We start from the raw sequence: 16,568 nt of genomic DNA on the forward strand, positions 1-16,568 counted from the left end.
CATGAAAGATTTGTACATTGTAAACGGTTGCCGTACCGCTGTTGGTTCTTTTGGTGGTAGTTTGAAGGGCGTGAGCGCCGCTGATATGGGCTCCATCGTCATGAAGGAAGTTCTGAACCGCGCTGGCGTTGCTGCTGACCAAATCGACGAAGTCATGTTTGGTTGTGTGCTGACCGCTGCTCTGGGTCAAAACGTGGCACGTCAAGCTGCTATCAACGCTGGTATTCCCAAGGAAGTTCCTGCTTACACCGTGGGTATGGTGTGCGGTTCTGGCATGAAGTCCGTCATCGAAGCTGCTCGTACCATTTTGGCTGGCGATGCTGAAATCATCATGTGCGGTGGTACCGAATCTATGTCCCAAGCTCCTTATGCTGCTCCTGCTGCTCGTTGGGGCGCTCGCATGGGCGACACCAAAATGGTGGACACCATGGTTAACGACGGCTTGACCGATGCTTTCAACAAGTATCACATGGGCATCACCGCAGAAAACATCTGCGAACAATGGAACCTGACCCGTGAAGAACTGGACGCATTTGCTGTGGCTTCTCAAAACAAAGCAGAAGCTGCTCAAAAGGCTGGCAAATTCGAAGACGAAATCGTGGCTGTGCCTGTGAAGGTCAAGCGCGACATGGTCGACTTCAAAACTGACGAATATGTCAAGGCTGGCGTCACCATCGAAGGCGTTTCCAAGCTGCGTCCTGCTTTCAAGAAAGACGGCATGGTCACCGCTGCTAACGCATCTGGTATCAACGACGGCGCTGCTGCCATCATCTTGGCTTCTGGCGAAGCTGTTGAAAAGTACGGCTTGAAGCCCATGGCTAAGTTGATTGGCTGGGGTCAAGGCGGCGTGGATCCCTCCATCATGGGTTACGGTCCTGTGCCTGCTTCTTTGGCCGCTCTGAAAAAGGCTGGCAAGACCATCGAAGACATGGACTTGGTGGAAGCCAACGAAGCATTTGCTGCCCAATCTCTGGCAGTGGCTCGCGACCTGAAGTTCGACATGAGCAAGGTCAACGTCAACGGCGGCGCAATCGCCATCGGTCACCCCGTAGGCGCATCTGGTGCTCGCATCATGGTCACCCTGCTTCACGAAATGAAGAAGCGTGACGATGCAAAGCTGGGTCTGGCTACTTTGTGCATCGGCGGCGGTCAAGGTACTGCTGTCATCGTGGAAAAGTGCTAAGATTTATCTAAATTCTTTAAAAGACACCGCTGTGCCATGCACAGCGGTGTCTTTTTGTATATCCATATGGACGACCGCTCTAGAGAACAGGGCTTACTGTTTCTAGCGTAGGGGCGGATTCTATATTCACCCACAATTACGGACTCCCATCAATCGGGCGGATATAGAATCCACCCCTACATCAAACCCAATACAGCAGGTTTCGTTATATATGATGGGGCGCAAAACGCTGAAAAGGCATCCGCCATGGCGGATGCCTTTTTTGTATTTTTTAGCCCCAAATAGCAGACAATGCAGGAATAATTTGCTTTTTCCGAGACATAATGCCCGGCAGGAAGGCCAAATGCTCTTCCACTTTGCAGTTAAAGGCTTGCTCAATGATTTGCTCATCACCCAAACTCACCAGCACAGAGCCTTCTTTGAGCACATCGGTGATCATAAGAATAATGGCATCGTATTCCTTTTCTGCTAACAAGTCGGTCATGGCATGGAGGAATTCCTTTTTCCGATTGACCATACGCTCCGACCCAGCACAGGTAATTTGTGCCACAGCCAAATCGTGCCCTGCGATGTGGAACTCTTTAAAGTCTTGCATCAACAAATCGGCGCCGCTCTTGGTATCGCTGACACCAGCGGAGAAAATCAGCTGGCCTAGTTCTTCAACAGAGGTTTTGCCCATCCGTGCCATACGGGTTGCCATGTCGATGTCCCGTTGGGTGCAGGTGGGCGAACGGAACATAACCGTGTCAGAAACGATAGCCGCCGCCATTAAACCAGCGATTTTTTCAGAAGGCATCAAGCCACGCTCTTGGTACATCCCTGCCACAATGGTGGTGGTAGATCCCACAGGTTCGTTACGGAAATAAATGGGGTGTCCTGTTTGAATATCTGCCAAGCGATGATGGTCAATGATTTCCAAGATATCCGCTTGGTCAAGATTTGGCACCGATTGTGCCGCCTCATTATGATCCACCAGCACCACTTGCTTGCGCCGTGGACGAATCATATGGAACCGAGACAGCGTACCCACCACTTGTTCGTGCTCGTTCAAAATGGGATAACTGCGGAAACGGCTTTTCAAAATCACTTCTCGCACATCGTCAATATAATCACTTAAATGGAAGCTGACGATTTCTTCGTGACCACAAATCCGAGACACAGGGGCGCAGTGGCACAGCAAACGCACTGTGCGATAAGCATCGCAAGAGGTGGAAATGATACAGGTTTTGCTAGGGCGGTTAATCAGCTCTTGGCTCACCTCTGCTTGGCAAACGATGACACAATTTGCCTCTGCTTTGATGGCGCGCTCAATCATATCAGGTTGGTCGCCACAAATCACGATGCTGTTGGGGCCAATGTCTAGCAAGTGGGATTGGACGTATGGCAATGCCACCACCACTTCCCCACAAATATGGTCTGTATCCATGCAGGCCTTATTGAGCCCTTGGGCTTCTAGCACAGACAACACATTATACAATGGCAAGTCCCCCATATCAGGGTTGCGGACAGAGCCCATGTCATAGGTTGCAATGTCCCCAGCAGAAAGCATCCCGTACAAGGTGCCATCTTCATTGGCAACGGGAATGCCAGCCACCCCTTCCGCTTTTTTGCTATGGATGGTTTGCCATGCACGGCTGACAGTCACCCCAGCATCGATGGTGGGTGGGGTATCGTATTCCAAGTCATACACTTGCGTACGGACAGTGCGCAATAATTGGGGTGCTTTGAAGTGAAAACGGTCTAGCACGGCTTGGGTCTCATCGCTGACGCGCCCCAAACAAGCGGCTTGGTATTCGCGGTCGCCCAAAGCGTTGCGCAAAGCCGCATAGGCAATGGCCGCAACGATGGAATCAGTGTCAGGGTTACGGTGCCCTGTTACGTATACTACATTCATGGAGAATCTCCTTTAATTGCAATGGGATTTATTGGTTTTATCATAGGTCTTATCCTTGGAAATGTCAACCATTTTTTTGTGAACATTTATATTAAATACAAATATTTTTCATCAAGTTTTTTCACAGTGCCCACCTGTTGCACTGCCAGCACCTTCCCCTCTAGGGCTTGCGCCAAGGCCGCGGCATCTTGGGGTGCCACGCAAATGAGCAAACCACCAGAGGTTTGAGGGTCATACAATAAATCTTGATACTGCAGCGGCACGGTGCCAGCATCCACGTGGTCTTGGGCAAAGGTACGGTTGCGGTACAACCCAGCAGGCAAAACCCCCATACTGGCCAATTCCACAGCCCCGTCTAAGAACGTGAATTTTCCCACGTCATAGGTGATAGACACCCCACTGCCCTGCGCCATTTCCAAACTATGACCCAACAGACCAAACCCTGTCACATCGGTACAGGCATGGATTTCATAATCCACCATCACGTCCCGTGCCGCCTTGTTTAAGGTTGCCATTTGGGTGTTGGCCTGCGCCATCACATCCTCTGGCACCAACCCAGCTCTGGCGGCAGTGGTGATGGTACCAATGCCCAGAGGCTTGGTTAAAATCAGCACATCCCCTTCTTTGGCACCATGGTTTTTCAAAATTTTATCAGGGTGAACAAACCCAGTCACGCTGAGTCCATATTTGGGTTCTTCATCATAAATGGTGTGTCCACCAGTGATCAACGCACCTGCTTCAAACACCTTGTCATAGCCACCTCGGAGCAGTTGATGAACCGCCTCCTTGGGCATAGACTCTGGCACGCACATCAAATTCAACGCCAGTTTTGGCTCACCACCCATGGCGTACACATCTGAGAGTGCATTGGCGGCGGCAATTTGACCGAATAAATAAGGGTCATCGGCAATGGGTGGAAAAAAATCCACCGTTTGCACCAGCGCCAACTCTGGAGAAACCTGATACACCGAAGCATCGTCACTTTTATCAAATCCAACCAGTAAATTGGAGTCGGTATGGACTTGAATATCTTCCAATAGTTTTGCCAAAACGCCTGCACCTACTTTGGCACCGCACCCAGCACAACTGGCCAATTTAGTCAACTTAATGTCTTCCACATCGCCACCTCCTTTTCCCCTTTAGTGTATCATGGTAAAATTTTTCTGTCAATGTATGATTGCTTCCTCTTTTGTGCATACTCACTATAAACCGATGTGAGAAAGGAGCAATTTTCATGTTTCAACGTTACAACATTTCCCAAAAAAACGCGTGGTTAGGGTCCATCTTAGTGCTGTTTGTATTGCTCACAGGCATTGTGGGCTATCAACTGCGCACCCAAACCGCCCAAGAAATTGCCGCGCCTGTGGTCTCCGAAACCATCCTCCCCGAAGTAGAGGTGGCAACTACTGTGGTAGCAGAAGTGCCAGAGATGACGCAAGAGGTGGTGGCAGAGCCTACCCCCATGCCTGAGGTGGACACCCCTGTCAGTGTAGATGTGGCCTCGTTTTTAGAGGCGGACAGCCCTGTGGTGTACCCCTTAGAGGGAGAGGTCATCAGTGTGTTTTCCATCTCTGAACTGACCTACAACCAAACTCTTGGCGACTGGCGCATTCACGACGGCGTGGACATTGCCGCCCAACAAGGCACCCCTGTGGTGGCTAGTTGTAGCGGCACGGTGGTGATGGCTGAAGACTCTGATTTACTAGGCACCCAAGTGGTGATTGACCACGGCAACGGCTATCAAACCACCTATGCAAACTTGCAAACAGACCCCATGGTGGCAGAAGGTGACGTGGTAGCCAGCGGTGAGATCATCGGCGCTGTGGGCACCACCGCTCTAGCCGATTCTGCATTGGAACCCCATCTCCACTTCTCCGTGTCGTACAATGGCGACGTGATTGACCCCATGGTCTATTTAAATGATGACGTTGGGTGATTGATAGGAATCCATTCATTTCCCACAAAAAAAGAAGTATATCCTCCTGAAAATCAGAGGATATACTTCCTTTTTTTCTAAAGGTTTGCTCTAACCTTTTTACCGTCGGCACATAGTTTTCCACAGTTGTGGAAAACTATGTGGAAAGTGATGAAAATCACACTCTGTTTTTGTTAATTTTATCCTTTCTTTAGGAGGCGAATGTCTTTCCCAAAGAAGGGTAAAATCTGATACTCCCCTTGGAGCCGTGAGGCGATTTGGGGCGAATAGCGTCGCGCAATTTGGTCAGGGGACAGGTTGGAGCTGACAATGGTGGATTTCCCTGTAACCAAGCGGGTGTTGATGATTTGATAAAAGGCACTTTGGACGAAGGTGGTCACCATTTCCGTGCCCAAATCGTCTAAAATCAGCAAATCGCAATGCAAAATCCGATGGACGGCATCTTCTACATCCCCAGCATCTTGGTCGCGGTTAAATTTTTGGCTTTCAAACTGCTCAAAAATATGAACAGCCGTGTCGTACACCACCGAATGCCCACCCTCGTTGACCTCTCGTGCCATGGCGGCTGAGAGAAAGGTTTTGCCCAAACCAGGTGCCCCTGTCAACAGGAGATTGCCGCCTTTGCGGTGAAAATTGTGGGCAAAATTGGCGCACACATCATAGATATATTCCATGTTGTTATAGGGGGAGACCCCATAGTTGGTGTCGATTTTCTGGTCGTACCAATCTAGGGAGAAGGTGTCAAAACTTTGGTTGCCCAAGTCTAGCATGGTGGACAATTCTTCCTTTTGCACACGGGTATAATAGGCTCGCAGACAGCGGCACACACTGGCATCACGGTACCCAGTGTCGCCACACAAGGGGCAAGCTGGCTTTTCCTCTAGCACATCTGTTGCCAGACCCATCTCAATGAGCAAATCGCGCCGTTCTTCTTGCAACGACAAATTTTCGTCTCGCAACACGCGAATGGCTGGGGTAGGGTTGGTGCCAGCACGCAAAGCGCCAGAGATAATCCGCCCCATGGTGTGTGCCAGTTCTTTTTCAATGATCCGCAACCGCGGTTGACGGCGATAAATGGCTTCTTGCCGCTGTAAAAATTGCTCTAGGCGGCGCTGTTTATCAGCGTCAAATTGCACCTTAGCACGGTACAACAGTTTCCCATCATAGGCCATGACCTTCCTCCTTTTTACCGTGGAGTTGTTGGACGTAGCGTCTCATTTCATCGCTAGGTGGAGCTGCAGTGGGTTGCTTCTTTTCCTTGGGTGCTTCCTTGGATAGCTGTTCCATGGTGTGGATGCCATCTTGGTTCCATCGCTTTAAAATGCCGTTTAAATACGCCCACTTTAACTCATGGCACCGCAAAATGGTGCGGTCATAGGCCACGGCAACCATATCGGCGCCAAAGCCCATTTCCTGCCATGCGTGGAAGTATTTTTCTTCGCTGGGACTGGGCTTTCTCTCTCCCAATGACAAGGCGTTCATCAACTGAGGCACCAGCTCTTGGCGCTGGGCATAGCGCAGGAGATAATCCGTGGCTTCTTGTTGGGTTTCAATGCCCAGTTTCGCCCATAAATAGCCCTCTTTTTCAATTTGCTTCATGCCGGGGCGTCGCCCTTGCCCATAGCGCTGGGTCACCCGTTGGGTGCAATGGCCTACCAATAAGTACACCACATCTGCTGGCATTCCCAAATAATCGTGTAATCCCAATAAAATCCCCACATCTGGGGTGGTGAGTTTTTTGCCCAACACCTGCTCCACTGCTTGGACAAGGCTTGGGAACTCCCCCGCTTGGCTCAGGCGCTGGACGATTTCTTGGCTTTGGTATTGAGGGCGCTCTGGGGCCGGTTCTGGTGGCACCTCTGGTTTGGTTTGAGCCAACAGCTGTAAGGCAATCAAGGTAGCTTCTGCCTGCTCAATGCGCTGTTTTTCCCAGCGCAATTCTCCAGCCAACGCACGGGGCAACGTCTGCCCACCATGGCGCAGTAGCGCCATATATAACAGTGCCGCATCCCCATCGCCACGGTCTAAAAGCCGTTTGGTGGCCTGTGGAGACAAGGTAATGCCGCCGTCTGCAGCGTGTAATAAACAGCTTGCCATAGGCCACCTCCTTCCATAAAATTCGTGTCCCTTTCATTGTACACGAAAGTCGAAAAAAGAACAAGAGATTTTTATATCCATGGCATTTCCATTGTTATAAAAACCCAATCTAAAGCGTAAACTTTTTTACTTTCCTCTTCCCTTTTATGGCGCAATATGCTATACTTATGCTGTAATATTGGGTTTAGTTTGCTCTTTTACAGACTTCTCCCTTATCATACATTATATAAAAACAGGAGGACATCCCATGGGAAATCGTACCGTTATCAACATTTGTGGCGAAGAATACACCTTTGTTTCTGAAGAAAGCACGGAATACATGGAAAAGGTAGGCACCCACGTCAGCGAAAAAATGCGTGAAATTCTGACCAATTCTCGTGTTGGTCGCACTGATGCCGCTGTGTTGGCCGCTGCCAACATCACCGATGAGCTGTACAAGGCACAACAGGCCAGCGAACAATTGCGCGGCCAAATCAAAGGTTATTTAGACCAAGCCGCCCAAGCCCAAAACGAAGTCAGCGAGCTGAAACGGGAAGTGTTCCGCCTGCAACAAAGATTGGATAAACAGTAAATGAAACCTGAGCTTTTAGCCCCCGTTGGTTCCCCCGAAGCCCTGCAAGCCGCCGTACAACACGGGGCTGATGCCGTTTTTTTAGGCTGGGGTGACTTTAACGCCCGTCGCAATGCCAAAAACTTTTCCGACGAAGACTTTGCCAATGCCATTGCCTACTGCCATTTTTATGGCGTGAAGGTGTTTTTAACCTTAAACACCCTCTTGACCGACCGTGAATTGCCTGCCGCCTTAGCCGTTGCCACCATGGCATCTGAACTGGGGATCGACGCTATTTTGGTGCAGGATTGGGGTCTGTTTGCCTTATTAAAAGAGGCACTGCCCGACCAACCACTTCACGCCAGCACCCAGATGAGCATTTTCACCTCTGGCGGCGCCAACTTAGCTGTGCAACTGGGCTTGCGCCGCGTGGTACTGGCTCGCGAATGTTCCAAAGAGGACATTCGCACCATCTGCGCCACCTGTGAGGGTGAAGTGGAAGTGTTTGTCCACGGCGCTCTATGTATGTGCTATTCTGGCCAATGCGCCATGAGTGCCGCCGTGGGTGGTCGCTCTGGCAATCGGGGGAAATGCGCCCAGCCATGTCGTCTGCCCTACGGCATCAACGAACCTGTCACCGACAACCACCCTCTCAGTCTGAAAGACAATGCCCTTGGGGATTTCTTGCCTGAGCTAGAGGACATGGGCGTTGCCTGTTTGAAGCTAGAAGGACGGATGAAACGCGCCGAATACGTAGGGGTTATTACGTCCATTTATGCCAAAGCATTGCAAGAGCGGCGCAAGCTCACTGCCCAAGAATGGACAGACTTGACCCAAGCCTTCTCCCGTGACGGCTTCACCCAAGACTATTGGAACGGCACCCACGGACGGCAAATGATGGGGATGCGCCCAGAAGGTGCCGCTGTACCCAAAGAACTCTTTGCCACCATCCGCCAACAATATGAAAAAGAAAACTTACGACTGGTGAATGTCCATCTTTCCATTGATGTGCTTCCCAAGCAGCCTGTTTCCCTCACCGCATGGGACGATATGGGCAACACCGTCACCGTCATCGGTGACATTCCCGAAGCCGCTCGCAACCGCGCCATCACCCAAGAAGATGTGTGTGGGCGACTGGCCAAAACTGGTGGTTCTGGATTTATCTGCGCAGAAGCCATCGCCCACGTTGGCGATGGACTTTCCCTGTCTGCCGCCACCATCAACGGCTTGCGTCGTGATGCACTGGCGCAGTTGCGCGCACAAATCACCACGCCTCCTGTCCGCACCACAGAGACAATCATGTCTACCCCCTGCCATGTGGAAGCCTCCCATTTGGACTATACCATCTCGGTGTCGTCTCTGTCTCAGCTGTCTTCTGCTTTGCTAGATTTACAACCTGCTCGGGTGTATATCCCCTTGGAATTGCTGGCACAGGCCGACAATCTGCCAAGTTATACTGGGCAGTATTGCGCCATTTTGCCACGGGTCTGGCGAGACTATGATGAGCCTCTCTTTTTGCAGTGGATTGACCATGCCAAAGCCTTGGGCGTCACTGGATTGCTCCTTGGGAATCTAGGGCATTTCCCCCTCTGCCAAGAGCTAGGGATGGACATATATGGCGACTATGGGCTCAACGTGTTCAACGCGCGTGCCATGGATTTTCTGGCGCAACGAGGGCTTCAATCTGCCACTGTTTCTTTTGAATTGCGTGGGGCGCAAATCCGCGATATGCAAAAACCCATTGCCGCCGAAGCGCTGGTCTATGGGCGCCTGCCACTGATGATTACGGAAAATTGCCTGTCTCAAAACGGGCGATTAAACCGCTGCAACCCCTCCGCCCCTCACTGCACCCGTGAGGAAATCCCCTATCTGAGCGACCGCACTGGCGCGCAATTTCCTGTGCTCAGCGCCTACGGGCACCGCTCTGAAATTCAAAACAGCAAGCCCCTTTTCTTGGCTGACCGTGACGATTATAAGCAATTGGGTCTGCGGTTCGGTCGCCTGCGATTCACCACCGAAAGCCCCTTGGATTGCGTCCGCATCCTCCAAGCCTACCAACAAGGCGGCGATGCCCCCGACGACTTCACCCGTGGTCTATTTGACCGCGGCGTGGAATAAAGCGAATACAAATAGCAATATATTCATATTAATATACAGACAGTATCATAAAAGGAGCTAAAATGGAACAAATTAAAATTAAATATCTCACCGATGGCATTGACCATCTGTGTTATGTGGGCGGAAAATCCGACTGGATTGACCTCCACGCTGCCGAAACCATCACCCTCAAAACGGGGGATTTTAAGCTCATCCCCCTTGGCGTTGCCATGGAAATCCCCCAAGGCTACGAAGCTCACGTGGCCCCTCGCAGCTCTACGTTTAAAAATTATGGGGTGTTGCAAGTCAACTCCGTGGGCATTGTGGATTGCAGTTATTGCGGCGACAATGACCAATGGTTTATGCCCGTCTACGCCACCCGAGACACCACCATCACCAAAAACGACCGCATTTGCCAATTCCGCATTATGCAAAACCAACCCACCTTGGAGTTCATCCAAGTGGAACAGTTGGGCGGCGCTGACCGTGGCGGCTTTGGCTCCACTGGGCGGTGATGCCTGTGGCTAATATCGTGCTTTGCTCTGCCTCTCCACGGCGACAAGAACTACTCCAACAAATGGGCATTGCCCACTTTGACATCCGCATCCCAGAGGTAGATGAATCCTATCCTGAGGGGTTAACCCCCCAAGAAACTGTGGCGCATATCAGCCGCAAAAAAGCGGTGGCTGCCCAATCACTCTGCACCGAAAATGAGATTTTCATCACCGCTGACACCATGGTTTTTTGTGACCATCACCGCTTGGGAAAACCCCAAAACGAGGCCGATGCCTTGGCAATGCTCACGGCCTTGCAAGGCCGCACCCACCAAGTTTGCACCGCCTTCACCGTGGGTCACCAAGGGAATCTCATCACCCAAACCCACACCACAGACGTCTCATTTTGTCCTTGTACCGCGGACACACTAAACACCTACATCGCCACTGGCGAGCCTATGGATAAAGCTGGTAGCTATGGCATCCAAGGCTACGGCGGCCTGCTGGTTGACGGCATCCACGGGGATTATTACACCGTCATGGGTCTGCCCATCGCGCCCTTGGGTCGGGTGCTAATAGAGCTGGGTGTGACGCTGTTTTAAGCAACACGCCATCTCGTCCGCAGGCAACAGTTTTTAATTTTTCACCTCTAGTTTTTAGTCTATATGAAAGGTTGTGTCACATATAAAACGGTTTTTCAAACGCAATGGCCTGTGGGTTTTGTTTGCCACAGCCTTATTGTCCATCGCTTTGGCGGTGGGTGCTCACTTATCTGCCAATGCTACCATTTTGGAAAATATCGCAGGCGTGGTGCTCTCCCCCATCAACAATGCCCACGCCAGTTTGACGGCTTGGGTGGCTGATAAGTCACAATATTATGCTGATAACACGGCTTTACTTGAAGAAAATGCGGCTCTAAAGTTGGAAATTGCCAACATGGAGGAAGCCATACGCCAAGCGGAATTGGACAGCGCTGAAAATGCACGCTTTCGAAAACTTCTCAGCCTACGGGAACAGCGCCAAGATTTAACCATAGAATCTGCCAACATTACCGCCCGTTCCACCACCAACTGGACAGAGACCTTTACCTTAAATCGCGGCACCGACCACGGCATCCAAGAGGGCAACATGGTCATCACCGAAGAAGGCTATCTGGTGGGTGTCATCGACACCGCTGGTTCCAATTGGAGCACGGTTTTGACCTTGGTTGACACCGACACTTCCTTGGGCGCCCAAGTGTTCCGTACCAGTGATTTGGGTTTGGTGCAAGGGGACTTTTCCCTCATGGCCGAGCAACGTCTCCGCCTTGATTATCTCCCACAAGACACCTCCCTACTGGCTGGCGATTTGATTGTCACCTCTGGTCTCGGCAACTACTATCCCTCTGGCATCGTCATCGGCACGGTGGAATCGGTGCAAACCGATGATTCTGGTGCCGCCTCCTATGCCATCATTGCCCCCGAAGCTGATTTGAATCACTTGGTGCAAGTGTTTGTCATCAAGGAATTTGATATTGTAGATTAACCATCACGGAAAGGAGCCGCCATGCTGGCACGCAATGCCCTGCTATTTAAATGGAGCGTCTATGTAGGCACCATGCTCCTTGCCATTCTCATCCAAACTGCCCTGCTGAACCACTTGGTCATCGGCGGCATTTTCCCTTACCTCTACCCCGTTGTGGTGGCGGTGATGGCCACCTACGAAAAGCCCACGGAATCCGCGGTTTATGGGTTGATTTTTGGTGTCCTTTGCGATACAGCTGTGTTGCAACACACATCTTTTTTGTACACCATTTTATTCCCTCTGGTGGCGATTTTGTCCACGTGTATTGCAAAAAACCTATTAAAATCTGGGTTTTTATGCTCTGGCGTCACCACCGTGCTGGCCTTTTTTCTCCACGGCCTATTCCAGTGTATATCCCTCTCAGCCCGTGGGCAAAACCCATGGGTTTTGGGGTTTGCCATCACAGGGCAAGAATTGGCGCTATCTTTTTTGTGCATCATACCCTTGACTCTGGCCTTTTCCTTCATCGCTGAACGCACCCGAGACGACTAACCCATTCCACGAAAGGAGCCCCCTATGCACCTACCGAAAAACCTACCTCGATTGGCCTGCTTATTGGGCTTTTTCGGGATTTTCATTGGTATTTTCCTCTTCACCTTGTACGACACCCAAGTGGTACACGGCAAAGAGTATCTGGCTCAGTCCATCCAAACCATCACCACCACCCAAACCATTGAGGCCGCCCGTGGTGTCATCACCGACCGCAACGGTTTGCCCATGGTTTCCAATCGCTCCACCTATCAACTCACCTTTAAATCCAGCGCTGTTTCTGGAGATGAAAGTGACATTTGTGATGCTATTTTGCGGATTTTACAGCTTTGCCAAGCCCAAGATGTCACGTGGACAGACAATCTGCCCATCACGAAAACCTTCCCCTACAGCTATCAAATCGAGAACCTCACCTCCACCCAACGCAACCGTTTTCTCACCTTTTTGCAAAGCATTGGCGCCATTCCCACCACTTGGACAAGCGACAATCTCACCAACAACTTCCTCCTTGAGCAATGGCTTCCAGCAGCAGATTTGTTGGATTTAATGGCTGACACCTTTTCCATTCCACACAGTTACAGCGTGATTGAACAGCGCAATGTGGCTGGGATTTACTACGAATTAGAACTGCGCAACTTGATGAACATCACTTCCTACGTCATGGCAGATGATATTTCCTTAGAGATGATTACCTTGCTCAATGACGGTGATTTCCACGGGGCCAGCGTATCTGCCACCACCACCCGTGAATATCAAACCCCCTATGCCGCCCACCTTTTGGGCACCGTCGGCGAGATTTATGCTGAAGATTATGCCGTTTTAAAAGAACTAGGCTACGCCATGGACGACCAAAAAGGCGAATCTGGTGTGGAATTGGCCTTTGAAGAATACCTCCGCGGCATTGACGGCCGCAGTGTCATCACCACCAACGCCGAAGGCAAGGTCACCAGCGAACTTTATTCCGTGGAACCCCAACCGGGGAACACGGTAGAGTTGACCATTGACCTGAAACTACAGCAAGCGGTGGAGACCGCCCTTGGCAACACCATGGATGCCATGATTGAAAAAGACGGGGAAACCACCCGTGGCGCTGGCGCTGCTGTGGTGGCAGTTGGCTCGGGCGAAGTGCTGGCTCTGGCCTCTTACCCAACCTTTGATTTGTCCACCTACCGCCAAGATTACACCACCTTACTCGAAACTGACGGTGATCCCTTGGTAAACCGCGCCACCCAAGGCACCTATGCCCCTGGCTCCACCTTCAAACCCATCACCGCCATTGCCGCCTTGGAAGAAAATATCATTACCCCCTCTTCCAAGCTCTACTGCAACGGCGTATTCAACTATCCCAATGCGGATTTCTACTTCAAATGCTGGATTAGCCCCGGCGCCCACGGGAGTATCAGCGTCACCGAGGCTCTGCGTGTGTCCTGTAACGACTTTTTCTGTGAATTAGGCTATCGGTTGGGCATCACCACCATGAATTCCTACGCCTCTGCCTTCGGCTTGGGACAACCCACAGGCATTGAAATCGGCGAGCGCTCTGGCGTATTGGCCGGGCCTGACTACTCCGAATCCGTGGGTGCCACATGGTATGGCGGCAACACAGTGCAGGCCGCCGTTGGTCAATCTGACACCTTGGCAACCCCCATTCAACTGGCCAACTACATTGCCACCTTGGCTGGTGGTGGTGATCATTACGATGCTACCTTATTAAAAGCCGTTAAATCTTACGACAACACTGAGTTGGTTGCCTCTGGTGCCCAAGAACCCAGTTTGGTGATGGGTTTGGACGAAGACAATGTGTCTGCTGTGTTGGAAGGGATGTACAATCTGACCCAAACCTCACTAAAAACCTATTTTAGCAACTGCATCGTCTCCGCTGGTGCCAAAACTGGCACAGCACAAGTCACCGACCAAACCACAAACAATGGTGTATTTGTCTGCTTTGCCCCTTATGAAGACCCTGAAATCGCCGTGGCCATTGTCATTGAAAAAGGCGGTAGCGGTAGTGCTTTGGCTTCCACTGCTGTGGAAATTCTCAACGCTTACTTTACTGAGGACGAAATTGGCACCTTAATCATTGGCGAAAATCAACTCTTGCAATAATAACCACACTGGCTTGCCTCCCTGCAAACCAGCAGAACGGAGATATTTTATGGCAGAACCCTTTGTCTTTGACTCACGCCATCCAAGCTGCAAATCACCCTACGGTGCTGTTGCCTGTGGCAGCGAGGTGATATTCCATACCAGACCCCTGCAATCTGAAGGCTTTACCCACTGCGCTTTGGTGGTGCAAGAAGAGTTTCTCAACACCGTTAGCCAATTTCCCATGGAATTTGACCAGATTGATGGCGACCGTAATCGATTTACCATCACGTATGAAGCACCCTCGCATGGTGAATTGATTTGGTATTCTTTCCGTTTTTGGCGAGATGACGATACTGGTTGTTATCTGGACAAATCTGGTTATCACAGCTCTCCTGTCACCGATCCATGGCAGTTAACCGTTTACGCACCTTCTTATACCCCTTCTTGGTTTGGAAAAGGCGTCACATATCAAATTTTCCCAGACCGTTTCCATCGTTTGTCTATCCCCGATTCCACTGGCATGGTCGGCAATCGCACCGTTCATGAAAACTGGGCTGACCAACCCCACTGGCGACCTGATGAAAAAGGCATTGTCCACAACAATGACTTTTTTGGTGGCTCTATCAATGGCATTCGAGAAAAGCTTCCTTATTTAGCGTCTCTTTCTGTGTCCACGCTGTATCTTTGCCCCATTTTCGAATCTGCCTCTAACCACCGCTATAACACTGCTGACTACACCGCCATCGACCCTATGTTAGGCACAGAATCTGACTTTCGCACCTTGTGCAGTGAAGCCAAGGCGCTGGGCATTCACATTGTCCTAGATGGTGTGTTCAATCATATCGGCTCTCAAAGCCGTTATTTTAATGCCGACGGATTTTATCCAACAGTGGGCGCCGCCCAAAACCAAGACTCCCCATGGTTCCCATGGTTCCGCTTTTCCCACTGGCCCAGCGAATATGAGAGCTGGTGGGGTATCAACACCTTGCCCTCTGTCGAAGAGCACTGCAAAGAATATCAAGATTTCATCATGGGCAATCCAGATTCCATCATCCGCCGCTGGCTCCTTTGTGGCGCAGATGGCTGGCGCTTAGATGTGGCCGATGAGCTGCCCGACTTCTTTATCCAAGGCATTCGTCTTGCCATGGATAAAGTTAAGCCAGATTCCTTGTTATTGGGCGAGGTTTGGGAGGATGCTTCTAACAAAGTGGCCTATTCTGAGCGACGCAAGTATTTCCTTGGTCACGAATTACACGGTGTCATGAATTATCCATTCCGCACCGCCGTGATGGATTATTTGCTCTATGGCAACGCCCAACCCTTTGTGGATGAAATGGAAAATCTCCGCGAACATTACCCCAATAGCGCTTATTATTCTGCCATGAATTTTCTTGGGACCCATGACACTGGGCGCATTCTCACCGTGTTAGGCGCCAATTATGTGCCCTGTGCCAAAGAGCAACGTGCCCAGTATCAGCTCTCTCCTGCAGAATATGCAAAAGGCAAGGCACGGGTCAGTTTGGCGGCCTTATTACTCTATACCTTCCCAGGCTCTCCCACTGTGTTTTATGGTGACGAAGTTGGCATGGAAGGGTTTGAAGATCCCTTCAATCGCGGCACTTATCCTTGGGGCGCCGAAGACAACAGCCTGCTTTCTTTGTTCCAATTGCTTGGAAAAATGCGCAATGACCATTCTGCTCTCCAAAGCGGCACCATTGAGTACCGCCATGTAAGCGGTAGTGTAATGGCATATTCTCGTAGCTATGGCGATGATTACACCACCACTGTAACCAATTCTAGCTCTGGCAATGCTTGTTTTAGTGTCTACTGGCCTACTGACAAAGCCACCGATGCGATCTCTGGCAAGGTATTCTCCGCCAATCATAACACCTTGCATCTTCATGTAGAAGGATATCAAGGGATGTTGTTGCACACCTAAGGCTTTATGTTTCACGTGAAACATTACCATCAACCTCAATTTTGAGGTTGGTGGTTTTTCTTTTATCCATGTTTCACGTGAAACATCCATCTTCACGGTTTCTCCAAAAAAATATAAAAACTTTTTACATATTTTTTCAACCTTTTCCTTGAAAGCTAGTCTCTACCCTGTTATAATGTAAGGTAGTAATCGTATTTTCTTTTATAAATAGCAATAATTAGGCAGAAAGTAGGTATCG

The 16,568-nt window shown here is 50.5% G+C and carries 14 protein-coding genes; 10 read left to right on the top strand and 4 right to left on the bottom strand.

What is annotated here, in order from left to right; translation table 11 throughout:
* Position 1 precedes the first annotated feature (1 nt).
* Positions 2–1,183, top strand: coding sequence for an acetyl-CoA C-acetyltransferase (locus RFF05_RS10735; RefSeq protein WP_409967089.1), 1,182 nt, complete (start codon positions 2–4; stop codon positions 1,181–1,183).
* Positions 1,184–1,454: 271 nt separating this feature from the next.
* Here RFF05_RS10735 and RFF05_RS10740 read toward each other — a convergent pair whose 3' ends face one another.
* Positions 1,455–3,077 carry a putative manganese-dependent inorganic diphosphatase gene (locus RFF05_RS10740; RefSeq protein WP_409967090.1) on the bottom strand — a complete coding sequence of 541 codons (1,623 nt, stop codon included), beginning with the start codon at positions 3,075–3,077 and terminating at the stop codon, positions 1,455–1,457.
* Between the two features lie 86 nt (positions 3,078–3,163).
* Positions 3,164–4,195, bottom strand: coding sequence for a selenide, water dikinase SelD (gene selD, locus RFF05_RS10745; protein WP_409967091.1), 1,032 nt, complete (start codon positions 4,193–4,195; stop codon positions 3,164–3,166).
* Positions 4,196–4,311: 116 nt separating this feature from the next.
* Here selD and RFF05_RS10750 point away from each other — a divergent pair, with 116 nt between their 5' ends.
* The gene (locus RFF05_RS10750; RefSeq protein ID WP_409967092.1) at positions 4,312–5,013 is read left to right on the top strand and encodes a peptidoglycan DD-metalloendopeptidase family protein; all 702 of its coding nucleotides are present in this window, start codon (positions 4,312–4,314) and stop codon (positions 5,011–5,013) included.
* Positions 5,014–5,192: 179 nt separating this feature from the next.
* On the opposite strand, the gene RFF05_RS10755 is transcribed toward RFF05_RS10750, so the two are convergent.
* Together RFF05_RS10755 and RFF05_RS10760 are read right to left on the bottom strand one after the other, a co-directional pair.
* On the bottom strand, positions 5,193–6,185 hold the full coding sequence (locus tag RFF05_RS10755) for an ATP-binding protein (protein WP_409967093.1): 993 nt from the start codon (positions 6,183–6,185) through the stop codon (positions 5,193–5,195).
* On the bottom strand, positions 6,175–7,110 hold the full coding sequence (locus RFF05_RS10760) for a DnaD domain protein (protein WP_409967094.1): 936 nt from the start codon (positions 7,108–7,110) through the stop codon (positions 6,175–6,177). The genes RFF05_RS10755 and RFF05_RS10760 overlap by 11 nt, the downstream gene beginning before the upstream one ends.
* A 247-nt stretch (positions 7,111–7,357) precedes the next feature.
* On the opposite strand from RFF05_RS10760, the gene RFF05_RS10765 reads away from it, so the two are divergent.
* The 8 genes from RFF05_RS10765 to RFF05_RS10800 all read left to right on the top strand — a co-directional run bounded on the left by RFF05_RS10765 (position 7,358) and on the right by RFF05_RS10800 (position 16,330).
* Positions 7,358–7,681 carry a cell division protein ZapA gene (locus tag RFF05_RS10765; RefSeq protein WP_409967095.1) on the top strand — a complete coding sequence of 108 codons (324 nt, stop codon included), beginning with the start codon at positions 7,358–7,360 and terminating at the stop codon, positions 7,679–7,681.
* On the top strand, positions 7,682–9,778 hold the full coding sequence (locus tag RFF05_RS10770) for a DUF3656 domain-containing protein (RefSeq protein ID WP_409967096.1): 2,097 nt from the start codon (positions 7,682–7,684) through the stop codon (positions 9,776–9,778).
* Positions 9,779–9,840: 62 nt separating this feature from the next.
* Positions 9,841–10,272, top strand: a complete 432-nt coding sequence (locus RFF05_RS10775) for a dUTP diphosphatase (protein WP_409967097.1) — start codon at positions 9,841–9,843, stop codon at positions 10,270–10,272.
* A 5-nt stretch (positions 10,273–10,277) separates the two neighbouring features.
* A complete protein-coding gene (locus RFF05_RS10780) occupies positions 10,278–10,853 on the top strand; it encodes a Maf family protein (RefSeq protein ID WP_409967098.1) in 576 nt (191 codons plus the stop codon).
* Between the two features lie 73 nt (positions 10,854–10,926).
* Positions 10,927–11,775 carry a rod shape-determining protein MreC gene (mreC, locus tag RFF05_RS10785; RefSeq protein ID WP_409967099.1) on the top strand — a complete coding sequence of 283 codons (849 nt, stop codon included), beginning with the start codon at positions 10,927–10,929 and terminating at the stop codon, positions 11,773–11,775.
* Positions 11,776–11,796: 21 nt separating this feature from the next.
* Complete coding sequence (locus tag RFF05_RS10790) at positions 11,797–12,306, top strand: hypothetical protein (RefSeq protein ID WP_409967100.1); 510 nt, start codon at positions 11,797–11,799, stop codon at positions 12,304–12,306.
* 24 nt (positions 12,307–12,330) lie between these two features.
* Positions 12,331–14,409: a penicillin-binding transpeptidase domain-containing protein gene (locus RFF05_RS10795; protein WP_409967101.1), complete on the top strand. Its 2,079-nt coding sequence runs from the start codon at positions 12,331–12,333 to the stop codon at positions 14,407–14,409.
* Between the two features lie 49 nt (positions 14,410–14,458).
* Positions 14,459–16,330 carry a glycoside hydrolase family 13 protein gene (locus tag RFF05_RS10800; RefSeq protein ID WP_409967102.1) on the top strand — a complete coding sequence of 624 codons (1,872 nt, stop codon included), beginning with the start codon at positions 14,459–14,461 and terminating at the stop codon, positions 16,328–16,330.
* Positions 16,331–16,568 lie beyond the last annotated feature (238 nt).

The organism is Bengtsoniella intestinalis (genome assembly GCF_039719005.1).
GTDB classification, from domain to species: Bacteria; Bacillota; Clostridia; order Oscillospirales; family Oscillospiraceae; genus Oscillibacter; species Oscillibacter intestinalis.